Origin of the sequence: Bartonella sp. AU16XJBT (genome assembly GCF_028618665.1) — a bacterium.
Classification (GTDB): domain Bacteria; phylum Pseudomonadota; class Alphaproteobacteria; order Rhizobiales; family Rhizobiaceae; genus Bartonella.
Genome location: NZ_JAQITF010000010.1, coordinates 61,520 through 86,173, shown reverse-complemented (window position 1 = coordinate 86,173; position 24,654 = coordinate 61,520). Strand labels below are relative to the sequence as shown.

Below are 24,654 nucleotides of genomic sequence, written 5' to 3'. Positions count from 1 at the left end.
TATTTTAAAAAACGCTAAAATCCCATATTATAATAGGTTTTTAGAAATCTCTAAATCCCACAAAAAAACATAACATGACAAACAGCACAAGTGTTGGAGGGGCGCAATGTTAGAGTGTAAAGAGCCTATAGGTGTGCAATTCTATGCATAAAAGGTTTGCAGGAACCAAATTTATGCTTCTCTCTCTCTTTTACGATATCTCTTGCCTTATCCTATTTTCAGAGACAACATCTCTATTTTCTGCACAATATGCGACCTTTTTCCCCCAACACTTTTGCATCATCCTCATTATTTGTTTGTGAAGGTTTTTTTTACTTTTGCAGAAATGCACTAACGTTGGGAATTTTTACATCAACTCCTGCATGGTAAAACCTAGACAAAACAGTAAAAAAACATTGAAACTCTACATCTTTTTAAAGCTAGATAAAGCCAAAAATGATGAAGCAGGGTGCAGGTAACAAAGAAAGAACAATAGGCCACGTAAAGCTTAATGTGGTTCCTTGATAGAAATGGTGAATTTTATAGCCTATCGGTACTGGAAAACTACCTTTTAAACATTAAAAGGGGATGCTTATTTTCTAAGGTATTGAGAATATCCACTTCTTTACAGTCTTTCCACTGTTTGCATCATTTTGCTTAAGAAGTATTGGAGCGATGAAACGCAGCGAACGCTGAAACATCTAAAAAGAAAAAAAGCTGTACAAATCTATACAGCTTTTTTTATGCGTGCTTGAGCGGAAGCTTTCCTGCGTAAAAAGATACAAGGGGCCACTCTCAAACGAAACTGCCATAATCAAAAACTCTTACATCAATCTCTAATAATAAAATGAGGAAAGTGCTTTACTGATTAAAAAAGAGCAAACGGAGCTTTTTACCCTCATAACCAGTGGGGTAGAGAGAAAAAGTGGGAAAGAATGCGGTTTAAAAATCTCGTTGTTTCCCCTAGGGCTAAAAATATACCCAATTCCATCTAATTTTGCATATCCCCCTAGCATGTCGCTTAAGGGAAACATGAGACTAAAAATACTCCCTTAAATTCATGATCTCTCTTTGTTGTTTTTTTGTATTTTACTCAGCCTTTTCTCATCATGTGCAAAAAAAGCGAGAGGCGCAATGGAGTTGTTAATCCCTAAAAACGCTTAACTTCACGTATAGCCGATGAAAAAGCTGCACAGATGGTGCAGCTTTTATCGGTTTGTTTTGCTTTAGAGGCACAAGTTTTTAAAATTAAAGTGTAAAAAAGTTTCTGCTTTTTAAAGCTTGAAAAAATCTTTTTGGCTTCTGTAACCATAATAGCCAAAAATGCTGGAAATTAGGGCACCAATCAGACTTCCTAAAAAGCCCCACCATCCCATGTATGATGCTTTTGTTGTGGCTTTATCAGCCATCTGAAGAGCATTTTTTGCCTTTGTATCAAGCTTTTGAGACAAGGTATCGGCTTGTTTTTCTAGAGCTTTGAGGGCTTGTCCCGTTTTTTCTTCTGCCCTTTGATACATATGGACGGCACGGTTGGCTGTTGTTTCTGCATCTGTACGCGACATGCCATTGTTCATCAAGGTTTTGATGATATCGCTTTGATCAAATTTTGCCGTTAGAGCTTCTATGCGATGAGAAAGACTATCCCCTAAATTTTTCAGAGTGCTGCGATAATGCGAAGGATCATTTTTGAAAGCGGTTATCGCAGATCCAATATCGTTGAGCGCAGCTTGATAGGTTTGTTTCAAGCGTTCAGGATTGAGAGCTGGAATATCACTTTTGTTGAGAAGGGTGCGCAATTCATTGCCAAGTCGGTCAAAATTAATCCCATTGTCGCGTTTTTCTGCAAAAAACTTTTCAAAGCTTTCGCTGTTTATTTTTGACAGTAGGGAAGGGAGGCTGTCGACGGTTTGTTGGATCATAGAAGTGCTTTTTCCAACCGCTTTAGCGCTTAAGTTTGCTGTACTAGAAACCACGTGGATGGCTTGGAGTGTCATCAGCAGTGTTATGAGCGCCCAGGTTAAGAAACCATGAAGAGCCCCAGAGATTTCAGCAAAACGTCCGGCTACAAAGCCCCCCAAAGCAAGGCTTATCAGCATAACGATGAGGGAACCAATACCCATAGAGAGAAAAGAACCTGTAAAAGGCGAGGACGAGGTAAAGTCCATTTGGCTTAAGCCTAAAGCGGCAGTGAGGAAAGAGAGGCAGATTGAGACGGCAAGAGCTGTTAACAATCCAGCAAAAATAGCAGACCATGAAATAGGTGTATGAAAAAATGAATATTTTGTTTCTAGAGATGTTTCTCCTAGAAAATTCGTATCGAAAGATGTGTCTTCAGGAATGCGGGTTTCCATGTTTTATCTCCTTGAATATGCTGGAGATACAATGCCTTTTTGCCAATTATGTTCCAAAGTTTATGATCCATAATGGATAATTTAGCCGCTAAAAATGAAGAGAAAAGATCCAAAGTTAAGATAGAGAGCATCATGGTGGAGCATTTTCTTTTGAAACTTTCGTTTAAAGCGTATTTATCGAGAAGTTTTGTTGATTGTAAAAAAAGGGCGTAAAAGAAATAAAGTGGGGTGTGTGTGGTTTAGCTTCACGAGGTTATCGAACGAAATAGGATGGAATGCTTTTTTGTTCGTATTCTGTCATAAAGTTTAAATTTTTGTCTCATGACAACGTCTTGGTTGAGAACTATGCGATAAGTATTGTGAATGGGAATAACTTTCATAAGTAAGAGCAGATTTTGTTTACGAGAGTGCTTTCTGTGTGTTTTTACGATTGTATCCTTTTGACAAATGCTTTTCTTTTTGTTTGTATCAAAAAGTTTAAGAAGAGACCGTGTTAGGATATAAAATGTTTTGTTCAGCTTTTTTTAAAAATAGTGAGAAATATGGCCCCCTTTGTGTGGGATTTGATCCGAGTCATAAAGTTTTACAATCATGGAATTTGAGCTGCGATTATAAAGGTTTAAAAGATTTTTGCGATATCCTTTTAACAGCGGTTGTGGGAAAGGTGGGGATCATAAAGCCGCAAGCTGCATTTTTTGAGTTATATGGGGTGGAAGGGCTTCAAGTTTTGAAAGAACTCATTGAAAATGCACAAAAACAAGGTTTGTTGGTTCTCGTTGATACAAAAAGAGGGGATATTGGATCTACCGCTGAAGCTTACGGTAAAGCTTGGCTTGGCGTCAATAGTCCCTTCAAAGCCGATGCTATAACAGTCAATCCTTTTTTAGGGTTTGATGCTCTTATTCCTTTGATAAAGATTGCAGAAGAAACAAAAACGGCTGCCTTTATGGTTGTTCAATCATCTAATCCGGAGGGTAAAGATATTCGCAATGCACGTATTGGCGATCAAACGGTTTCTGTTCATTTGGCAGAGCGTATTTTTGACTATAATAGCCAATCTTCAAGTCAATATCGTCATGTTGGTCCTATCGGGGCGGTTATTGGTGCAACATTAGGCTGTGACGCAAAAGAGACAATTGAACAGTTAGAAAATAGCTTGTTTCTCGTTCCTGGCATTGGGGCTCAAGGGGGAACAATAACACAATTAACTCAGCAGTTTCCTCAAAGGCTATGGCAGAATATTATTCCTTCAATTTCAAGGTCGATTACAGAGGCTGGTCGAAAGAGTGTTGATTTAAAAAATATCATTCATAATTTTGCTGAGCAATCTAAAAACACACTTCTATCTTAAGTTTTGGGCTCTTGTTCTAAGGGGGAGTCTCTTCATTCTAAAAAAGAATGCTTCTTATTCAGTTTTAAGAAAGATGCTGGGGAATTTGGGGATTTATCTAAAAGCAAATGTTCCTCTTGAGACTTTTTAAAAAGCATGTGTCTTGTATTTGATGTTGGTAGAAGGAGAATTTTGCAAGCAAGTGTTTGAAAAAACAACTGTTTGAAAAAAGAGGAGCAGGAAAATACAGAGATTTTGGACAAGATATTGACGGGAAGAGTTCTTTCAAAGGCGATGAGATAAGATGAAATGTGCAAAAGAAAGGTTCAAAGGTCTCAGAGATGAAGCATAAGAGTCTTTGGAGAATTGAAAAGCCTTGGATTGAGGAGGTGCACATTTTCAATCAAATAGAGGGATGAAGGCTGAGAGGTTCATACAATAGATGGATTTTTGATTTTCTCTCTTCCTTAGAAGCTGAAAATTCTAAACCCATTCTGGTTTGTCAATAATCTGATTTTTTCTTTAAAAAAGGTTTCACCTTTTGATTTTTCATGGGGTCTCTATCCTCTCAATGTCGATGTTGTTAATGGGAGAGCAGAATAATCACCTGTCTGGTGCTCGCGTGAAGGACAAAACAAAAGCTGTTTTGTATTGGTTAAGGATGCTGCCAAGCTGGAGGAATTGGCCTTAAGAACCAAGGGGGGGCCTTTTGTGAAATGGGGGCTTGATGGTATGATTGTGATGCGTGTGTGTTAAAGAATGTGAGAAGCAGATAACTTCTCATTAAAAATGAATTCTGCAAATTTAAGAAAAACTATTTTTATTACAAAGATCCTGAAATTACTTTACACGTTAAAAGGTGTTTTGGTCGCATACGCAATGACCCAATAGGGCCTTGAAAACCCTAAATCCGAACACGAAGATAAACCTGCTTTGCAGGTATCTAGGAATTCCGGGAGATTTTGCTATGTTCAGGTGTGTCGACGCACTAAAAGCAAAATGCTGATTCGGATTCAGTGTTTTCAAGCTCCCGGAGTACTCGTGTGAGGGCGCTCGCACCCGGTGGGGGAGGAAAATGCAAAATCAAAATATTAATATTGATCTTTTTGTTGGCAAAAGAATTCGCTTTAGGCGAAAAATGCTGAAGATGTCTCAAAAAACATTAGGTCAACATTTAGGTGTGAGCTTCCAACAAATCCAGAAATATGAAAAAGGCTTAAACCGTGTGAGTGCAGGGCGTTTAAAGGAAATTTCCGATATTTTGAATGTTCCTCTTGCCTTTTTTATACTAATATCATCACAAAAGAAAACGCTTCGTACCATTATGATGAACTCGCAGCGAGCAAAGAGGAATATTTGCTTTTAAAAAGTTTTAGAGTCCTGACATCTGTCAAACAAAAAGCAATTTTAAAGCTGCTTTCTGATCAGAATATATGATGTATGGCGCACTATTCTTTTTATTTCCTCTTTATCTTAAAAGACGAAGATTTTTAATCCACGCTGACTTTTAAAAAAAATCGTCTGTAACCAACACAGTGTCTTGTCTAACGCATTCCATTTGGCTAATATTCATATGAATATATAAGCCACTTCTTTTTATAAATATTCATGAAAGTATTTAGGGGCAGCATGGTGGTAATGCTTCCATTTTTTCATAATGAAAACGATTAAACGTTATGAGATGAGCTTTAAGCTCTGCTTCTTTTGACTGTTTCAATTTCGCAAGGTCTCTTCCTTTCTATCGTTTTGCTTCTGTGTTTAGAAGTGTTCATCTGTCAATTAAATCGTCTGTAAACAGCTTGCTGTCTTGTCTCGCTTATGCCCTGCTGTCTTTATATGAATAGGTGAGCCATGTCTCTTCATAAAGATTTATGAAAATGTCTAGAAACATATTATTGCGATAATGCTTTTGTTTCGCTTTGACCTTTTAACGGCTCTAAAGGATAAAGATTCTTGAAGTTCCACCGATCCGTAGATAATAGATTGTAAACAGTTTGGAGATTATAAACAGTTTGCTTTTCCTTAAAGTGGGTTTCAGCGGTTGATTTCATATTACGACATTTTAAATGATCATATTTTATGGCACAACGGGATCATCACTCATTGTTTTGCTGGTTGGGTGATACGTTCATGTTATGAGATTTTTCTCATTTTAAAGCTTTTTATGCCCTCCTTTCAAGTGCCAAGAGTTTTTGCAACATTGAAGGATAAAGCGTATGACCGGCTTACAGCTTTTATTGAGGTGGTAAGAGGGATGAAGGTATAATGGACTTTATCTTTTTCATGAAGATTTTATCTTACGTTCAGAAGACTTTATGCGAATATCATTATATGATTCATAAGGTTGTTTGTGAAATGGATGCGAGAGTATAAAGAGATATTTTTTTAAAAAAGAGGGTAAATTGGCAATAGAATGATGTTTTTTATCGCAAGTGTTTTGTGTGGGGGCGTGACTTTATGAAGGGGAAATTTTTTAGAGGATTGCTTTAAGGCGGATTGCTTTTGTAAAATAAAAGCCTCTAACATATTGTTAAAAGCTTTGAGGGTGATAAAGTCATTGCAGCGTTTGTTGCTATGGGATAATGGTTATCCGTAAACACATATTGTTGCTAGAGAATAACATGTCATTAAAACAAGAAAAAACCAAAGCCCGTTTACCCCGTGGTTTTGTGGATCGTACAAGTGCACAATTGTATGCCACTGAAACCATGATTGCGCAAATTCGTGAAGTTTATGAACTTTACGGTTTTGAAGCACTTGAAACACCCATTTTTGAATATACGGATGTGTTGGGGAAGTTTTTACCTGATTCAGATCGCCCCAATGCAGGGGTTTTTTCGCTCCAAGATGATGATGAACAATGGATGTCTTTACGCTATGATCTGACGGCTCCTCTTGCGCGTTATTTTGCGGAAAATTTTGAAACGTTACCAAAACCCTATCGCAGTTATCGGTTGGGGTTTGTTTTTCGCAATGAAAAGCCTGGACCAGGGCGGTTTCGGCAATTTATGCAATTTGATGCGGATATTGTCGGAACACCAACCGTTGCAGCAGATGCTGAAATTTGCATGATGGCAGCAGATAGTTTGGAAAAATTAGGTATTCAGCCGCATGATTATGCCATTCGTTTGAATAACCGAAAAATTCTGGAAAGTGTTTTGCAGTTGATTGGCTTAGGGGAAAGCGGGCAGAGTGAAAAGCGCTTAACGATTCTTCGAGCAATGGATAAACTGGATAAATTTGGTCCTGAAGGCGTGCGTTTGCTTTTAGGCAAGGGGCGTTTGGATGAAAGTGGTGATTTTACAAAAGGAGCTGAGCTTCAAGATAAAGAGATTGAATGTATTTTGTCCTTACTCACGATAGAAGCGAAAACGGCAGAAGAAACGCTTGATGCTCTCAGAAAAATCGTTGGTCAAAGTGATCAAGGGCTTGAAGGGGTTCGCGAACTTGAAGAAATGCAAACAATCTTTGCGGCCAATGGGTATCACAATCGTATTAAAATTGATCCTTCGGTGGTCCGTGGATTGGAATATTATACGGGACCTGTTTTTGAGGCGGCATTGCTTTTTGATGTTCTCAATGATGATGGGCTAAAAGTTGTCTTTGGTTCTGTTGGGGGGGGGGGGCGTTATGATGGGCTGGTTGCGCGGTTTCGTGGAGAAAATATTCCAGCAACAGGTTTTTCAATAGGGATTTCACGTTTGATTGCTGCTTTGCAAAACCTTGAAAAATTGCCGGTAAAAAATAGTCTTGGACCTGTTGTGGTGCTGATGATGGACAAAGAGCCAGAAGCTGTTGCACGCTATCAAAAAATGGTGATGCAATTGCGAAATGCGGGAATTTGTGCGGAACTTTATTTAGGCGCATCGGGAATTAAAGCGCAGATGAAATATGCAGACCGGCGCCAAGCTCCTTGTGTGATCATCCAAGGTTCACAAGAACGTGAGAGCGGAAAAATACAGATCAAAGATTTAATTGAAGGAGCGCGTTTGTCTCATGAAATTAAGGATAATCAAACATGGCGTGAAAGCCGTCCTGCACAAGTGATGGTTAATGAAGAGCAATTGGTGCAAACAGTACAAGACATTTTAGCAGCCCAAAAACGGTAATGGTTTTATGAAAGCATTTGCTGCGAAGAGCTTGAACATTTCCTCTTCAATTTTCAGAGTGTATCTTTTATTTGTTTCAGTGTGTTTAAAATCTTATTTTTTTAAAGTTTGCGCGGCATCAAAAGAGTTCTTTAAAGGGCTATGGTGTGAACATCTCTGTGAGGCAAAATAGGGGACACTGAAGCGTTTGAGATTTTTACCTCGACCCTCTTTAGAAAAATCAATGGTCAATAAGAGACACCCAATAGCTTATAGAAATATTGACCATTCAAATGCGTTTAACTTTTGAATTTTCCTTTGCGGGTATCATATTTTCTGCTGTTTTTTTATCGACAGTCTAAAATTTTACATCTGTGAGAGATAAAAGAGATCTTTAAGCGTTTTATTTTAGAAGATTTTTTCGTTCCAAAAATAACGAATAACTTAAATCAGACAATTTTTAAAGGGAGAATATGAGGGTTCATTGTAAGATGTTACATTGATAACTCTTTGAAATAATTTATTGTTCATAAAGAATTTTTAAATGGAGAAATGAAAATGGCTCAATATGATTTTACCGTGCTCTATGAAAGAAATCCCTTTATTTTGAAAAAACCTGAAGATATTGGAAAATCATTTAAACTTCCTCTCTCAAACTTCGAGAGTGAAGATCTTCCGCAAATTACATTTTCAGGCGCCTCGTCGTGTCGGCGTATGATTTTTGGGTTATCATTTAGTGGGTTGAAAGCTTTTTTTGTGATGTTGTGGCAAGTAGGGAAAATGCTCGATGAGGGGGATGATGTGGATTTATGGTTTGATCAGATAACGTTGGATCGTGATATTCTGGAGGATTTTTTGATTTGTGATCTTTCAAGTGAAGAACCAGAATATCTTAATTTTGAAAGTTTTAAAGAAGGTATCAAGGAATTAGAAAGGATTCAAATTATAGAGAAGGGAACAAGAGAAGGTTGTTATTTCATTAACCCCGATATTTTTGGTCTTCCTGAATGTGATGAAACTTTTGAGTTCGATGAAGAAGAAGAAACAAAAGCATACTTTACGGTAGAAAACCCCAATAAACGCCTGCTTTAACCGTTTCTCTCTTAGAGAAAAATAAAAGCGTAGAATAAATGGCTATGAGAATAGCAACGTTGATGTTGTGTGAATTGGAATGTTTGCCGGATCTGTTTTGATTCAACCCTTTTCATCAACACTTATTGGTGCTTATTTGTGCAGGGCAGTTTTTATGCCATATTTTATTATCTTTTCATGAGATAAATTTGACGCGTACGCCTCTTCAAACAGATCATTGATCTGTATTTTTCTTCTTGATGTTTTGTGAACCTTGGATGATCAATTCCCTTGGAACTTAAGAGCGTTTAGACAAGACATATCTCGTTTTTTTAGTGTTTTACCCACATGGGCTACCCACTTATGATATGCAAAAAAGTGATTTTGATTGAGGCAACAGAAAACAGATTTAAAATGGAAAATATTACGATATTTCAGGATTTTACTCAAGTTGAGGAACGCTTAAATGATCATTATCAATCAAGATGTTGTCACCAAGAGATGTTTTTAAAACATACAAAAACCATAAATTCCTTCTTGCGAAGGAATTTATGTTAGAAAGTTTACATTTGACAAATGTATAATTAGTCTTGAAATTAGTTTTTCAAGGCTTTTAAAACATTTTGTGGTGAAGAAATTTCATAAGGATCAGTTGCACAATTATCTGAAAAACCTGGTTCTTCGAACCATTGCTCAATTACACCGTCATTAATAACAGCAGCATAGCGCCATGATCGCATGCCAAAACCGACATTGTCTTTTGCAACCAGCATACCCATTTTGCGGGTGAATTCACCAGAACCATCGGGAATTAATTTCACGTTTTTGATATTTTGTTCTTTTCCCCAAGCATTCATGACAAAAGCATCATTGACGGAAAGGCAATAAATTTCATCAATACCCGCTTGTTTAAATTCATCATAGAGTTTTTCAAAATCAGGTAGCTGAAAAGTTGAGCAAGTAGGGGTAAAAGCGCCAGGAAGAGAAAAAAGAATAACACGCTTTCCTTTAAAGTAAGCATCGCTTTTAACTTCTTGCCACCGATAAGGATTATCTCCACTCACTGATTCATCGCGTACACGTGTATGAAATGTAACATTGGGAACTGTTTTTTTCATCATAAGATGCTCCTGTATTTTTTACGAAAATTGTGCCTTAAAACAGCCTTCATATTTAAAAGCATATGGGAAAGAGCGTTTTAAATAAAAGGGCTTTTTAAAAAATCTTACTTCTAACAAGTGTGCAAATATTTCACACTTGCGTCAAGTAGAATTAATGGTCGACTTTGAATCCTCTTCATCTTAAAATTAAAGGAAAGAATATGAAAGTATTACCATGACCATAAAGACAGTTTTGACTACGGCTTTTGAGGGGCAAAAACCGGGAACATCTGGTTTACGCAAAAAAGTGTCTGTTTTTCAACAACCCCATTATGTGGAAAATTTTATACAGTCTCTTTTTGAGAATATTGGACCTCTTGAAGGGAAAATGTTGATTCTTGGGGGAGATGGACGCACCTTTAATCGGACTCTCCTTCAGATTGTGTTGAAAATGGCGGCAGCAAATGGTGTTTCTCGTGTTAAAATGGGAAGGGGCGGTATTCTTTCGACCCCTGCTGTTTCGCATCTTATTCGTAAATACCATGCGCATGGCGGACTTATTCTTTCTGCAAGCCATAATCCTGGTGGTCCAGAGGGAGATTGTGGGATCAAATACAATATTTCCAATGGTGGACCTGCGCCTAATTCTTTATGTGATGCTATTTTTGCAACATCGCAACGTCTTTCCTTTTATAAAATTTTTGAAGCTCCAGACGTTGATTTAGATCGGCAAGGGACGACCTTTAGGGGAGCCATGCAGATTGATATTATTGATCCTGTCGTCGATTATGTTGCTTTGATGCAAGAGATTTTTGATTTTGACTGTATTGCCAAGGCCGTTGCACGAGGTTTGACTTTGCGGTTTGATGCCATGCATGCGGTAACAGGGCCTTATGCTCATGAAATTTTTGAAAAATGCTTAGGATTTTCTGAAGGGACGGTGGTCAATGGTCTTCCTTTACCAGATTTTGGAGGTGGTCATCCAGATCCCAATTTGGTTTATGCCAAGGCTCTTTATGATTTATTGATGTCAGAGCAGGGACCAGACCTTGGTGCTGCGTCTGATGGTGATGGTGATCGTAACCTCATTATTGGACGTCAGCAATTTGTCTCGCCTTCTGATTCTTTGGCAATTATGGTGGAGCATGCCCATCTTATCAAAGGTTATCGAAAAGGCATTGTGGGGGTTGCACGCTCTATGCCAACAACGCCTGCTGCGGATTTGGTTGCTGAAAAACACGGATTAAACTTTTTTGAAACGCCAACAGGGTGGAAGTTTTTTGGGACGCTTTTGGATGCGGGGAAAGTAACCTTTTGTGGTGAAGAAAGCTTTGGAACTGGCTCTCATCATATCCGCGAAAAAGATGGTTTATGGGCTGTCTTATTTTGGTTAAATCTTTTAGCGGTAACAGGGAAAACTGTTGCACAAATTGTTCAACAGCATTGGCACAGCTATGGGCGCTTTTATGCGCTACGTCATGATTATGAAGAAGTTGAAGAAGACAAAGCTTTGGCATTACTGGAGCACTTGCGGGAGAACTTACCACAAGCCGGAACCCAAATTGCTGGATTTTTTGTCAAAAAAGCAGATGATTTTACGTATCATGATCCGGTTGATCAGAGCGTTAGCACGCGACAAGGTATCCGTATTTTTTTCGAGAATGGTGCACGGTTGGTGGTGCGTTTATCGGGAACAGGGACGTGTGGTGCGACCTTACGGCTTTATTTTGAACAGTATGAAGGTGATCCGCGCAAATACAATTTAAATCCGCAAGAAGTTCTTCAGCCTTTGCAACAGGTGGCACTAAAACTGTTAAACATACAACAAGAATTGGGACGAAACCGTCCTGATATTATCACATGAGATCATTGGAATGTTTCTTGCAAAGATATCATGATTGATCACATAGGGTATTATGATTTTAGGGGCGTGATGTTATTTGCCATAAGGGAGCTCCTCTCTTTTTAGGTGCGTTTCGTTCTGTCTCCCTTTACATATCGGCTGGCTTCTTAAAAATTGCTGAATTCTGAAAACCGAATGCGGTAGGTCATCATAATCAGGCATAATCGGAGCATTTATGTCCCATGATTTTTGATGGTTTAATAGAAATGTTTTTGAAAAAGAGTCATAGAGGAATATCTTTTAAATCAAACAGAACATTATCGTTGTTGCACTTTTCTGTATGCTTGTCTTAAAGAAGCCTCTCTCAAGAGGCGAGAAACCATCTTATGCGTGCCGTTTATGGGAGAGGATAACGGTTTATCCATTAAGCACTATCATTTTTACCTTTATGAAGGAACAAAGTCATACATTTAGGGTTTGCTCTCAATATTGGCCCTTACCTTTGAGAGCGTTTTAGTCTTTTGAGTCTTTTCTTAATCGTTTTACACGGCTCTTTCTCCTTGTAACTTGTAAGCGAAAGACTTTGGTTGCTTCAATATTGAGAGGAATCTTATGATTATGGGGGCTCATTGTACAATGAGCAATCATCCTTAACGTATCTGTTGTATGGCGATGATCGCATTTACGAACGCAGGCGGCAGATGGGGGGTGAAACAAAGGGACATGTTTTTCTTAAAATAATGGACAATAAGCACTTCTTGCTTTATGACCAGTCATCATGAATGGTTTTTCTTAAATAAAGGGAAATTTATGATCCAATATCCCAAATGTCCTCGTTGTGATTGTCTTTATACTTATGAAGAGGGTGAAAATTTTATGTGTCCTGAATGCGCGCATGAATGGCCCCAAAAGAGCGACGATACTGTTCTTTCCGAGAGTGTTTATGATGCTAATGGTCAAATCTTGACCAATGGCGATACCGTTATGGTGATAAAAGATTTGAAAGTAAAAGGCGCTTCCTCTGTTTTAAAAAGTGGAACGAAGGTTAAGAATATTCGCTTGGTGGATGGGGATCATAATATTGATTGCAAAATTCCAGGGATTGGACAGATGGGTTTAAAGTCGGAATTTGTTAAAAAAGTTTAAGTGTTTATCCTCTTGCAATTGGTTTTGCCTTTCGTTGGTTTGCTATTTTCATATTCTGCTCCAAGTAGGACTATTCTTTCCCAAGAGGGTTCTTTTCTTATTTCGTAGATTACGCTCATCGGATAAACACACTATCTTTTCCCTTATGGGGATACAAAAGCTATGTCTTGCGAGAGAAATAGCTGTCTTTTCTTTCAGACATGTTGGCTGGTGGGAGGAATTAGATGTTGATTGATAAGAAAACAGTAAAAACACGCGCTTTATGAGGAGAATAACGCCGTAAAGTGAGAAATTTACGATTGGTTAAATTGAAGGAACTTTTCCGCTTTTTATCAAATTATTTTCAAAATAGTCATAATAGATTTGGCTTTGATTTATTTTTACAGATATTGACACCTTTTGCATTGTATTTATGGGATGAGCTTGAAGGTGATAGAGAGGGGAATTCTTGAAATCAAGAATAGGAAAAGTCGGTATGATATTTTAAAAAATATTTCTCAATGCACTTAAGCCTATTTCGCCATGAGACTTATGAATGGTATAAGGCAAGCGCCGTTGAGCGCTATCATTCATTTTTATGTTTCATAAAAGTGCAAGACAACACATCACATACTTTGCACGTTCTCAATGTTGCAACAGTCCTTATATTTGTCCCTATGTTGCATCCTTATATGTGAAAATGTTCATAAGAGATATTTTAAAAATCGTTTTTGTTATCCTCCAATTTGTGATGTGTAAGCGAATGATTTTGATTGATGCGATAAACACAATTGAAATGAAAAGACTGTCAGGATTCCCATTCAAGGTGTAAAAGTGTGATCCTTGTTGATTGGTTGCTATAAGCAACATTTTGCAGGATTTTATTATCGGAAATACTGAAAATGATGGGACACAAGGGAGACCAAGTGTGTGCCCTGTCTTACATTGTTTTTTTGCTGTAATGAATCCCTTGTTTTGAGGGATAAAATTGCATGGCAAGGGCGATAAAATAAATTTAAAGCGTGTCCCCGCGTCCATGGGTTTTATGTGATGGGTTCGTTGAAATGATGCCTTTAAAGGGGACAAAAACCATTTTAAGGCCTATGGGGAAGTGAAAGGAAAGCCTTATCATTTTCTAGGATTTTTTGAAGAAGTATGGATTTTTATAACAGCATGGCTTACGTCTAAAATGATGAGAGATAAAATGGTGTAAGATTTTTGCTCCCCTTGTTGTTTTAAGCTTTGTTGGAGAAAAACAATCTGTGTGGTCGTTTTACCTATTGAGGTGTCAATATTTATTGAGGCATGGCTTCAACACCTAAAACTTCAGGGATAAAATGGCGTAAAAGATTTTCAATCCCATGTTTAAGTGTTGCCGTTGAAGAGGGACAGCCAGCGCAGGCGCCTCGCATATTGAGATAAACAATACCATTTTCAAACCCGCGAAAAGTAATATCGCCACCATCATTGGCAACGGCTGGGCGAATACGTGTTTCAAGCAGCTCTTTAATGGTTAAGACAATATCAGCATCTTTTTCGTCATAAAATTCTTCGTTAAGGGCATGGGCTTTTGCTTGTTTTGTCGCGCTGGTGGTGATGACAGGCTCATTGGAGAGAAAATGTTCCATAATTGTGCCTAAAATGACGGGTTTGAGATGTTGCCATTCCCCCTCTTTTTTGCTTACGGTGATGAAGTCATAGCCTAAAAAAACGCCATTGACATTGGGAATATTAAACAGTTTAGCTGCCAAAGGTGAGTTTTTAGCTGCTTCTTCACGGTCACGAAATTCTAAGACGCCCTCGGAAAGCACCACGCGCCCTGGTAGAAATTTAAGTGTTGCAGGATTTGGCGTGGTTTCAGTTTGAATAAACATAGTCTCTCCTTTTATAATGAAGGATTAGAAAGATCATTACATTTTTAAAATATTGTATTTTTTAGGCAATAGACTGAATATCTTCATCGGCAAGATTGCTGGGAATGACAATGACAGGGATTGAAAAAGCTGTTCCTTTATTTCCGATTAATTGGATAAGGGGGCCTGGTCCTTCTGTATGTCCACTGGCTGCTAAGACAATCAGTGCAATTCTTTTATCTTCGTCGATCAGTTTAGAAATTTCATCAATCTTTTTCCCTTCACGCACCACTATTTCTGTTTCAAGCGCATGGGATGTGCGGACATCATTGGCAATGTCTCCTAATATTTTATGAGCACTTTGCGTTGATTCCGTGCGCATAACATCATTTACACCCAGAAAATGTTGAAATTCTGCACTATCAACCACACAAAGCAAGACCAAAGTTCTGTTGGTGTTTTGGGCATGTTGTGCGGCAAACGCAACGGCACGCCGACATTCTGGTGTTTCATCGATAATGACTAAGTTTTTTTTCTTGGGTTCTTTTTTCGGATTTTGGGGTTTAGAAATCATGCACTTTCTCTATTTTGTACAAACGATTTTTTTTGCTCTCTACGGTTTTTAGGTTTATTGTTTTTATGTATTGTGCAAAAATCCAACAATTTCACGAATTTTTTTCATATTTTCTTCTGCGAGCATACTAGCACGTTTAGCGCCATCATGCAAAACAGAGTCAATGTAACCGCTTTCTTGATGAAGTCGACGTAATTCTTCTGTTATAGGGGCAAGCTTATGGACAGCAAGGTCGGCTAGAGCTGTTTTAAAATGCGAAAATTGATGACCAGAAAACTCTAAAAGAACCTTTTCTTTGTTGACTTTGGCAAAGGCGGCATAAATACCAAGCAGGTTATCAACTTCTGGACGTTCTTTTAAAGCGGCAAGGGTATCGGGAAGTGGCGCGGAATCCGTTTTGGCTTTGCGTATTTTTTTGGCGATAAGATCAGCATCATCGGTCAAATTAATGCGTGAAAAATCTGAAGGATCTGATTTTGACATTTTTTTCGTCCCATCACGCAAGGACATAACACGTGTGGCTGTTGTTCCAATCAGGGCTTCTGGGAGGGGGAAAAAGCCTTGTATTTTTTCTTCATCCGTTTGCATAGAGACGCCAAAATTTAAGTCAGCAATACGCTGTGCATAGTCATTGTTAAATTTTTGTGCAATATCGCGTGTGAGTTCAATATGCTGTTTTTGATCTTCTCCTACCGGAACATGCGTTGCACGATAAACTAAAATATCAGCAGCCATTAACGTGGGATAGGCAAAAAGCCCAAGGGATGCTTTTTCACGATCTTTTCCTGCTTTATCTTTAAATTGTGTCATACGTTGAAGCCAACCGATACGCGCAACACAATTAAAAATCCAAGCAAGTTCAGCATGTTGAAAAACACGTGATTGGTTGAAAATAATGTGTTTTTCGGGATCAATACCAGCAGCGAGAAAGGCTGCTGTCACTGTTCTGGTGGATTCGCGTAAAATAAGGGGATCTGGATTGACGGTGAGCGCATGCATATCCACAACACAATAAAGGCAGTGATGAGAATTTTGCAGTTCAACCCAATGCTGAAGGGCTCCAAGATAATTGCCAAGATGTAAATGACCACTCGGTTGTACGCCAGAAAAGACAAGGGGGGTAAAGGTATCCATAGGAGCGCTCTTTCTTTAATTCAAGGTTATTCGTTTTATTGTTTTTGACAAAGTATAGATATTATGGACGTTTTTTCAAATTTTTAAGTGTGTGAAAAAAGGAACGGGTGTTGAATAAAAAATAAGCACTCAAATAGATCAAGAATATGCCGAGTATGATTCCGGCTAAGGTGCTGGCACGCAAGAAAAAGGAAGCTTGTGAGGATAAAGGAAAAGACAAAAATCCAAGCACATTTAATCCATAATAGAGGGCTAGTGCACTCAAAAGGGAAGCGATCGTAAGGCATAATATTTGCTTAATCAATTGGAGGTCGTATTTCCAATACCCCCGTTTGATAAGGATCCCCCAAAGCAATAGCGTATTGACCCATCCAGAAGTAATTTCAGCAATAACAATGCCTCGTGCCGATAGAATAGGAAATAATGTTAAAGCAAGGCTGACATTGATAAAAACACAAATGCCTGTAACAATCATTGGTGTTTTGGTATCCTCATGGGCAAAGAAATTAGGAATAAAGACCTTAATGAGAACAAAAGCAGGAAGTCCTAGTCCATAAAGTTCCAATAATTGTGCAACATGCTGTGTTGATTGATCAGTAAACTGTCCACGCTCAAAGAGTAAACTGACAATGGGAGTGGAGAGCAGCAAAAAAGCGATGGATGCTGGGAGTGTTAACAATAGCGTTAATTCAATAGAGCGATTTTGCAAATGGTGGGTTTCTTCATGCTTTTTGCTCCGCAAAGCACGGGTTAATTCTGGCAAAAGAACAGTTGCAACGGCAATGGCAACCACGCCTAGAGGCAATTGATAAAGGCGATCAGCATACATCAAAGAAGAGACAGCTCCCGATTGACTAGAAGCGATGTTGGTATTGATGAGCAAATTAATTTGCGTGATACCGCCCGTGATAGCAGCAGGAAATGCTAAAGCTAACAGCTTTCGAACATTAGCACTTAAATGGGGACGACGGAAGAAAATTTTCATGCCGCTTTGTCGTAAAGCAACAGCAATTAAGGCCAGTTGAAGAAGCCCTGCGGCCAACACACCCCAAGAGAGATTTAAGCCGATATGCCAAGCATCAAGTTTATAGACCCAAGCATAGGCCAGCACACCAATCAGAATAATATTTAAAAAGAGCGGGGCAATGGCGGCAATAAAATAGCGGCGCAGAGCATTGAGCATGCCCCCCATCATGGCGGCCAGCGACATGCAGGTTAAATAGGGAAACATGATCGCAGTAAAATGAATTGTGGCGTTAAATTTTGTTGCATCTTCGATAAAGCCTGGAGCAATAATGGTTCGTACCAAAAAAGGCATACTGAGTTCCATAACAATCGTTAGCAGTAACAGTAGCGAAAAGAGAACACCAAAAACCTCTTCTGCAAATTTGCAGGCAGTTTCTTGTCCATCTTCAGTGATTTTTTTTGCGAAAAGAGGAATGAAAGCGGCACTAAAGGCACCTTCAGCAAAAAAACGGCGGAATGTGTTGGGAAAACGAAAAGCAGCATTAAAGGCATCAGAAACAGGACCAGTTCCTAGCGCTGCTGCCATAAGCATTTCACGGACGAAGCCAAAAATACGGCTCATGAGAGTTCCGGAAGCAACTGTTGCAATTTTTTTAATCAATGTCATAAAGATATATCGGTTTTGTTAGAAAAAAGAGAAGCGTTGATAGGAGAAATAAGCCGTTTTAAATCGCAAAAATCTGATCTGTAGGTCCATACAAGAATACATTTGTGCAGCGTTTTACGACGGTGGTTGTCTTTCTGTCAACAATGGTGCGTGAAGACTGTATAAAATGCTCCTTGATTATTATTGTTGTATTACAATTTTTATTGTTGCCATAAAATAATTAAAATTTCTTTTTCAAACTGAAATATAGGAGCGATGTCATACCAGTTGGAGGATATAGAATGATCATTTCTCTCTAGGGGGTGATGTTCGTGAAGAGTGCAACGCAATGGCGTGCTGTTTTGTGTGAGGGGCGTGGACCTTATTCAAAGAACGCAAATAAAATAAAAGCGTGAAGTAATGCGCAAATTCCATTATTTAAAAGACAGTGCTTTAGAGGCTTTAAAAGTCATAAGGCTGAGCTAAAAGGTGGTGGCAAAGCACGTCGATTGGTTTCCATCTTTAAGGCTTTATGTTCTCCCCAAATGAGGCTGCCTTCCCGTTTCAGAGATTCCATAAACAGAGGATAGCAAGATGTGATTTTTCACCAGCATCTTGCCTATTTTTAGCGCTACAAGCAAGAGCGCCATAGACGATGGAAGTGATTAAAGATCTTTTCAAAAATGATCAATCCTTATCAATTGCTTCGTTTAGGTTTTTTTCACAGTTGATGAGGGTAAAATCTGAGGAAATAAAGTTTCTTCCTTATGGTTTTCAAATCTCGTTGACGCGCGATTGGTTTGAAGATGAAAGCCAGGGAGTAAAGGCAATCTTTTTTATTAGAGAGGGCAAAAAATTAAAGCTTATCTGAATTCTTAGAGAGTCATAGCCTTTGCAGGCTGCATTTTGTGTGGTTGAATATTTTCTTGTCTCTTGATGTGCTGATGGATGTTTTCTATCATTTTATGCGCTTTACTTGTTTCTTTATCAAGAGTGTTAGAACATGTTTTTTCAGTGTTTTTCTTGAGTAATTGATGCTGGATAGATTGACGTTGGTTTGATGCTGAGCGCTCATTCAATTTGCGGTCATAAAAATCCATGGAGTGTATGTTATGTTCTATCTCTTTTGTTTGCTTGACGATTGCCAGAATCTCTTTTGCTTTGATGGCTGATGTGCCAAGACTTTTCGCAAGCTTTTCGGGATTATTTTCTTTTATCGCTTCATGCTCGCTTGAGGATAAGCGTTCATTGATTTTTTTGATATAATTCTTTATTTCTCCCCTTAATTTAGGAGAGTTTGATAACGTTTCTTGCTGCTGTTCTTTTGATAGGGAAAGGAGATTTTGCATCCACGCTTGAGGCATTTCTACCGTTTGTTCACAGCGTTTTTGTTTTACGTGATGGTCATGGAGAATGTCTCTTTTTGTTTGTGTAAAAATATCGATATAACGCTCAATGGCTCTACAGAGGGGCAAAATATTTGCTTCAGCATTGGCGCGCGCGTTGTTTTTTATGCCAAATACATTGCTACCAGAAAGCTTAGAAATAGATTGAGGAGATGTGGCAATTTGATAGGTGAGCTGTTCTCCCTCCGTTTGATTTTTATGGATCCTTTCAATCTTTTCCTGCAAAATATGCCGATTGCCATAAATGATTTGGCACAAAGTCTCGATTTCTGTTCTTCTTGCATGAAGTGACGTATTGTTTTTTATCCCTGTGACAATTTCGTCGCTTGTAAGGGGAGCTATTTTTTCTGCGGGGATTAGCACTTCTTGCTGGTGTTGAGCGCTTGGTGCTGTAAAGGAGAGGGCGTCACCAATTTTTAATGTATGTATTTGCTTTGGGGTGAGATCTTTTTTATTTCCCAGGATGAAATCTCCATTGGCATCAAGCATGAAGCCATTGGGTCCACAGCCTCTATAGGTACCATGATAGGTTTCTCCTTCTTTCGCTGTCATAATAAGACGATGATTTATATTCTCAAGCCCAATATTTTTCATATTGTCCATGAATTCTTTTAAAATAAGCGTTTTTTCTGGATTGGAGATATCCTCAAAAAGATGTTTCATCTCTTCTTTATCGTTGTGTTTTAGCGATGCAATGCTAGCAAAGTTCATGCGTTTTTCTGTTACAAGAGAAAAGTCAAGTGTGTGTCCTGCTACTTGAGCGAGTTTTTCAAAAAAAATTCGTTGTGTGCGTCCATTACCTTCTCTGAAAGGATGCGTATAGTTGAGCTGTATCATTATTTCAGCGGCTTGTTCAACAAATGTTTCGCGGGTTAAGCCTTTTAAATTATTCGTTTCAGCAAGTGTTTTGTCTAAATTTTTTAGTCCCTCCTGTATCTGTTTTTTTGATGCAAAAGAAATATCCGCTTTTTTCATTTTTGGCATACAAGCGACGGTGCCATCTTCAAATGTAAATGGTTTTTCACGTGTTTTCCCGGCCCATTCAAAAGTGTTTTTAAATAGGGTATGATGAATATATTGGAGATATGTAGAGTTGAGACTTTGTGGAGGCTCTTCTTGGCGTAGATGAATGATTGCTTTTGCTGTATCATGAGCACATTGCACTTTTAATTTTCCGTAGTTTTCTATTCCATATTTATTTTTTAAGGTGATACTGTTGGGGTAAAGGAAATTACGGTACATTGTATTATCTTCTTCGGTTTTAGACGATGAGGATAATTTCTCGTGTGAGGAGAGAGGGGCGGTATCTATTTTTTTTGTAGTACTGTCCCAGTATGCCATTGCTTTTTTTGGGGGCTGTGTTCCTATTTGTTGATGATCAGAGAGATTTTTCTGTGTTATTTGGACAGTCGTTAGATCATTTGTCACTGTATTTTGGGTCTGAAAAATGGTTTCTTGGAAATCTTTTTGCGTTTGCCTCATAGACGAAGCAGATTGAGCCATTGGTTGTGCTATTTGTTCTTTTTCTTGCAGACTTTGGGGCATAACTTCAACGCTGTCATGGGAAGTATGAGGGGTAATCCATGGTGCAAAATGGGCTTTTTCTTTTCTCTTTGTTTGAATGGAGGTGTTGTCTTTGCTCTTTTCCGTTATTTCATCGTTTGTGTGAGCGGCTCGTTTTTCTTCTGGAAGCAATGTTTTTTGCTGGTTTTTTTTCTGGTTTTTTTGCGGGCTTTGAGTTTTTGGTGCTGTAAAGGAGAAGACCTCACCAATTGTTAATGTTTGTGTTTGCTCGGGTGTGAGATCTTTTTTATTTCCCAAGATGAGAGTCCCCTGAACATCCATCATAAAGCTATTGGCTCCACAGCCTCTATAGGTACCATGATAGGTTTCTCCTTCTTTTGCGACGACAGCGAGATAATAATTTCTTTCACCCATTCCAAGCTTTCTCATAGAGTTGGTGAATTCTTGTAAAATGAGCAATTTTTCTGGATTGGAGATATCCTCAAGCAGATGCTGCATAGGCTCTGGATCGCCACGTTCCATGGCGGACACACGGACAAAGTCTTTGCGTTTTTTGCTCACAAGTGAAAAGTCTAGCTCATGTCCTGCTGCTTGAGCGAGTTTTTCAACAAACAGTCTCTTTGTGCGCCTATTGCCCTCTCTGAAAGGATGCAAGTGGTGTAAATCTATCATCAGTTGAGCAGCATGTTCAACAAATTCTTCGCGGGGCAATCCTTGTAAATTATTTTTTTCAGCAAGTGTTTTGTCTAACTTTTCTAGTCCCTCCTGTACTTTTCTGCCAATCGCAAAAGGTTCTGTAAATTCTTTTCTTTTCAAAATGGGCATGAAAGCAACACTGCTATCTTCAAATGTAAAAGGTGCTTGGCGGGTTTGGCCAGCCCATTCAAATGCACGAGAAAAAAGGCGGTGATGAAGATATTTGAGATAGGCGGCATCAAACTTCTCTGGTGGTGGTTCTTGGAGCAGTTTGATTATTTCTTTTTTTACATCATCACAACAGCGCTCTTTTAATATTTCTTTATCTTTGATGCGGTATTTATTTTTAAGCACCTTGCTATTGGGGTAGAAAAAATTTTGCGCTGCTTCGTTTATTTGTTTAGAAATGGTTGCATTAACTGCAGAGTGTTGTTCTTGCAATTCTTCCTGTGTGGAAGAGTTATAATGTTCTGTGTTTTTTTTCATGCATATGTCCTTTCAAGTTTTTAATATTTTTTTAAAAAAAAGCTTCTTTTTTGCATTTTTGCCTTATGTTATTTTCATAGCTTTCTTGCAAAGAAGAATGCCGATTTAAATGATTGAAAAAATTTGACCTTGTTCGTTATTCGCATCGAACAAAGTCAAGGGGTGTAATTTTTATGAAACGTTATCGTGAAATTTTATCAATGCGTTTTGTCATATGCCAGTTTATGCAAATTTTTCTGTATGTTATACGCCAACCTTGGTGCAATTTGGGCAAGATAATTGCACCAAAGTTTTATATGAAAAGCCAATGGTGATGAGACCATCACGACAAAGCCATTGTTTTTGATGTTTCGGCTCTGCGCGGTCGCATAGGAGGTCGCTCTTCTTGTTTAGATGTTTCAGTAAGCTCTTGATGACGCTTTGCTGTTGAGCGTTCAGGAAACTTTGGAGACTGTGATAGGCTTTGCTGATTTTTATCCAGATCGCTAAGCGGTTGATGGCGTTGTTGTTGTTCTGTTTGATGGTTTTGCACAATGGTTTCTCTTAACTGTTTTATCGTATCAGCATAATCCTTAATGGCGGTACAAAGGGTAGGAAGACTTTCTTCAGCGGCTTTGCGTGCTCCGTTTTTTATGCCAAGAGTTTTTCTACCAGCAAGCGGAGCAAAAGATGTAGAATCCTTTTCAATTTGAAATACAAGCTCTTCTCCCATATCTGGAATTTTGTGCATATCTTCCATTCTATATTGCAGAATAAATGGATCATTATAAACAATTTGGCACCAATATTCGATTTCTCTTTGACCATATTTAACCGATGGATCTTGTTGAATTCTGCGGGCAATTTCCTGATTTGAGAGAGGCTCTATTTTCTTTTCTGACTTGAGCGGATTTTGTGTTTGAGTGATTGCTTCTTCTTGTTGCGCTTGTCGATGCTGTCGTTGTTTTGTGTGAGGGCTCTGTGAAATATTCTCAGTTTTTGTATATTTTGACGTATACATAAAACCTTCTATGGCGGTACAGAGGGATGAAAGAGCTTCTTCAGCTTTTTTGCGCGCTCCATTTTTTATGCCAAGAACTTTTCTACCAGCAAGCTTAGAAATAGTCTGAGGGTTTTCTGTTATATCCCATAAGAGCTGTTCTCCCATATTGGGGTTTTCTTTGACGGCTTCTATTCTTTGTTCTAAAATGAGCCGGTCACCAAAAGCCTTTTTGCACAAAAATCGTATTTCTTCTTGATATGCTACGAGCAATAGCTCTCTTTCCATTGTATTAATAGATGTTTTGTGTTCCTGAGACGGTTTTGGTTGTTTAATTGCTGTTTGTGGGGAGGCCATTTTTTGGACGAAAGCGTCGCTTTTTTGTCTGTCTCCTATTTGGTGTGGTTTTCTTGAACGAGGGACTGCATAGATTTCACTGTCTTGTGATGATGAACTGCTTTGCTGCCTGACTTGTCTATGCCGTGGTGTTTTGGGTCTAACACTTGGGGCGAGGGTTTCTGAATTTTGAATTTTTGTGCTGGTTTGCACTTTGTCTCTCATGCGTGGGGGAAGGGCCGGTGCCACTTTTGTCTGTAGAGAGGGGGATTCTTGAGCTGCTTGTCTGTTTTGTTCTCTATCTTTTGCACGCGGTGGTCTTTGTGGTGCTGTTTTTATATGCGTGGAGGGGCTCTCTTGGATTTCTGGATTTTGAATTTTTGTGCTGGTTTGTGCTCTGTCTCTCATGCGTGGGGGAGGGGGCGGCGCCACTTTTGTCTGTAGAGAGGGGGATTCTTGAGCTGCTTGTCTGTTTTGTTCTCTATCTTTTGCACGCGGTGGTCTTTGTGGTGCTGTTTTTATGTGCGTGGAGGGGCTTTCTTGAGTTTCAGGTTTTTGGATTTTTGTGTCGGTTGGCGTTTTGTCTCTTACGCGTGGGGGAGGGGGGGGAGCTACTTTTGTTTGTAGGGAGGGGGAGGTTTGAACTTGTGTGCTGTGTTGTTGCCTCTCTCTCATACGTGGGGGGTTGGGCGGTGCCATGTTTGTCTGTAAAGAAGGAGTTTCTTGGATTTTTGCGCTGGGGGATATTGTGTTGGTTTGCGTTTTTTCTCTTATACGTTGGGGGGGCGGTGGCGCAACCTTTGGGGGGGATGACAAATTCTCTCGGCGTGTTTGTACAGGGGGGGGGGACACACTTTGAGAAACTTGGGGAGGAGAGGTTCTGGTGGGGGATTGTTCAGTCTGTTGTTGAAATTTTTCCATCATTTCGGTAATAAAAGGGGAGGGGTTTCTTTTTTTCATGCATGTTCCTTTCAAACTCTTCCAATATTGTTTTTAAATACTATCTAAGAATGTACGTTGGTGTTTATTCTGTTTTATGGTTTTTTACTTGCTCTTATGAGAGAGGATATGAAACTAAACGATTCCACAAGATTTGACTCTTTTGGTGCAGATGATGATCACTCTTTAAATACTGTTTATCAGTAGCTTAGATTAACTGGTGGGGGA

The 24,654-nt window shown here is 38.9% G+C and carries 13 protein-coding genes and 1 pseudogene; 6 read left to right on the top strand and 8 right to left on the bottom strand.

Going from position 1 to position 24,654, the window contains the following annotated elements; translation table 11 throughout:
• Nucleotides 1–1,253: 1,253 nt before the first annotated feature.
• Nucleotides 1,254–2,330: a YrzE family protein gene (locus tag PVV66_RS06885; RefSeq protein WP_273719056.1), complete on the bottom strand. Its 1,077-nt coding sequence runs from the start codon at nucleotides 2,328–2,330 to the stop codon at nucleotides 1,254–1,256.
• Nucleotides 2,331–2,835: 505 nt separating this feature from the next.
• Between PVV66_RS06885 and pyrF the strand changes: the two genes are divergently transcribed.
• The 4 genes and pseudogenes from pyrF (at nucleotide 2,836) to PVV66_RS06865 (ending at nucleotide 8,840) form a co-directional block, all read left to right on the top strand.
• The gene (gene pyrF / locus PVV66_RS06880; protein WP_273719055.1) at nucleotides 2,836–3,681 is read left to right on the top strand and encodes an orotidine-5'-phosphate decarboxylase; all 846 of its coding nucleotides are present in this window, start codon (nucleotides 2,836–2,838) and stop codon (nucleotides 3,679–3,681) included.
• Between the two features lie 1,054 nt (nucleotides 3,682–4,735).
• Nucleotides 4,736–5,097 (top strand): annotated as a pseudogene (locus tag PVV66_RS06875) (helix-turn-helix domain-containing protein).
• Between the two features lie 1,184 nt (nucleotides 5,098–6,281).
• Nucleotides 6,282–7,769 carry a histidine--tRNA ligase gene (hisS, locus tag PVV66_RS06870; protein ID WP_273719054.1) on the top strand — a complete coding sequence of 496 codons (1,488 nt, stop codon included), beginning with the start codon at nucleotides 6,282–6,284 and terminating at the stop codon, nucleotides 7,767–7,769.
• A gap of 537 nt (nucleotides 7,770–8,306) precedes the next feature.
• Complete coding sequence (locus PVV66_RS06865) at nucleotides 8,307–8,840, top strand: replication protein (protein ID WP_273719053.1); 534 nt, start codon at nucleotides 8,307–8,309, stop codon at nucleotides 8,838–8,840.
• Between the two features lie 575 nt (nucleotides 8,841–9,415).
• Here PVV66_RS06865 and PVV66_RS06860 read toward each other — a convergent pair.
• The gene (locus PVV66_RS06860) at nucleotides 9,416–9,940 is read right to left on the bottom strand and encodes a peroxiredoxin (protein WP_273719052.1); all 525 of its coding nucleotides are present in this window, start codon (nucleotides 9,938–9,940) and stop codon (nucleotides 9,416–9,418) included.
• Between the two features lie 214 nt (nucleotides 9,941–10,154).
• On the opposite strand from PVV66_RS06860, the gene PVV66_RS06855 reads away from it, so the two are divergent.
• Together PVV66_RS06855 and PVV66_RS06850 are read left to right on the top strand one after the other, a co-directional pair.
• The gene (locus tag PVV66_RS06855; protein ID WP_273719051.1) at nucleotides 10,155–11,783 is read left to right on the top strand and encodes an alpha-D-glucose phosphate-specific phosphoglucomutase; all 1,629 of its coding nucleotides are present in this window, start codon (nucleotides 10,155–10,157) and stop codon (nucleotides 11,781–11,783) included.
• 789 nt (nucleotides 11,784–12,572) lie between these two features.
• Nucleotides 12,573–12,908: a zinc ribbon domain-containing protein YjdM gene (locus PVV66_RS06850; RefSeq protein ID WP_273719050.1), complete on the top strand. Its 336-nt coding sequence runs from the start codon at nucleotides 12,573–12,575 to the stop codon at nucleotides 12,906–12,908.
• A gap of 1,274 nt (nucleotides 12,909–14,182) precedes the next feature.
• Here the strand turns inward: PVV66_RS06850 and PVV66_RS06845 are convergent.
• From PVV66_RS06845 to PVV66_RS06820, 6 genes are all read right to left on the bottom strand, one after another.
• Nucleotides 14,183–14,761 carry a NifU family protein gene (locus PVV66_RS06845; protein ID WP_273719049.1) on the bottom strand — a complete coding sequence of 193 codons (579 nt, stop codon included), beginning with the start codon at nucleotides 14,759–14,761 and terminating at the stop codon, nucleotides 14,183–14,185.
• 61 nt (nucleotides 14,762–14,822) lie between these two features.
• Complete coding sequence (locus tag PVV66_RS06840; protein WP_273719048.1) at nucleotides 14,823–15,314, bottom strand: universal stress protein; 492 nt, start codon at nucleotides 15,312–15,314, stop codon at nucleotides 14,823–14,825.
• A gap of 63 nt (nucleotides 15,315–15,377) precedes the next feature.
• Entirely contained in the window at nucleotides 15,378–16,448 is a 1,071-nt protein-coding gene (trpS, locus tag PVV66_RS06835) for a tryptophan--tRNA ligase (protein WP_273719047.1), read from the bottom strand.
• A gap of 61 nt (nucleotides 16,449–16,509) precedes the next feature.
• On the bottom strand, nucleotides 16,510–18,081 hold the full coding sequence (murJ, locus tag PVV66_RS06830) for a murein biosynthesis integral membrane protein MurJ (protein ID WP_273719046.1): 1,572 nt from the start codon (nucleotides 18,079–18,081) through the stop codon (nucleotides 16,510–16,512).
• A gap of 854 nt (nucleotides 18,082–18,935) precedes the next feature.
• On the bottom strand, nucleotides 18,936–22,172 hold the full coding sequence (locus PVV66_RS06825) for a BID domain-containing T4SS effector (RefSeq protein WP_273719045.1): 3,237 nt from the start codon (nucleotides 22,170–22,172) through the stop codon (nucleotides 18,936–18,938).
• Between the two features lie 322 nt (nucleotides 22,173–22,494).
• The gene (locus PVV66_RS06820) at nucleotides 22,495–24,447 is read right to left on the bottom strand and encodes a BID domain-containing T4SS effector (protein ID WP_273719044.1); all 1,953 of its coding nucleotides are present in this window, start codon (nucleotides 24,445–24,447) and stop codon (nucleotides 22,495–22,497) included.
• Between the last annotated feature and the right edge of the window lie 207 nt (nucleotides 24,448–24,654).

Bases quoted from the DNA above. Each gene is read 5' to 3' on its own strand.
- PVV66_RS06885 (WP_273719056.1), bottom strand. From the start codon at position 2,330: ATGGAAACCCGCATTCCTGAAGACACATCTTTCGATACGAATTTTCTA.
- pyrF (WP_273719055.1), top strand. From the start codon at position 2,836: ATGTTTTGTTCAGCTTTTTTTAAAAATAGTGAGAAATATGGCCCCCTT.
- hisS (WP_273719054.1), top strand. From the start codon at position 6,282: ATGTCATTAAAACAAGAAAAAACCAAAGCCCGTTTACCCCGTGGTTTT.
- PVV66_RS06865 (WP_273719053.1), top strand. From the start codon at position 8,307: ATGGCTCAATATGATTTTACCGTGCTCTATGAAAGAAATCCCTTTATT.
- PVV66_RS06860 (WP_273719052.1), bottom strand. From the start codon at position 9,940: ATGATGAAAAAAACAGTTCCCAATGTTACATTTCATACACGTGTACGC.
- PVV66_RS06855 (WP_273719051.1), top strand. From the start codon at position 10,155: ATGACCATAAAGACAGTTTTGACTACGGCTTTTGAGGGGCAAAAACCG.
- PVV66_RS06850 (WP_273719050.1), top strand. From the start codon at position 12,573: ATGATCCAATATCCCAAATGTCCTCGTTGTGATTGTCTTTATACTTAT.
- PVV66_RS06845 (WP_273719049.1), bottom strand. From the start codon at position 14,761: ATGTTTATTCAAACTGAAACCACGCCAAATCCTGCAACACTTAAATTT.
- PVV66_RS06840 (WP_273719048.1), bottom strand. From the start codon at position 15,314: ATGATTTCTAAACCCCAAAATCCGAAAAAAGAACCCAAGAAAAAAAAC.
- trpS (WP_273719047.1), bottom strand. From the start codon at position 16,448: ATGGATACCTTTACCCCCCTTGTCTTTTCTGGCGTACAACCGAGTGGT.
- murJ (WP_273719046.1), bottom strand. From the start codon at position 18,081: ATGACATTGATTAAAAAAATTGCAACAGTTGCTTCCGGAACTCTCATG.
- PVV66_RS06825 (WP_273719045.1), bottom strand. From the start codon at position 22,172: ATGAAAAAAAACACAGAACATTATAACTCTTCCACACAGGAAGAATTG.
- PVV66_RS06820 (WP_273719044.1), bottom strand. From the start codon at position 24,447: ATGAAAAAAAGAAACCCCTCCCCTTTTATTACCGAAATGATGGAAAAA.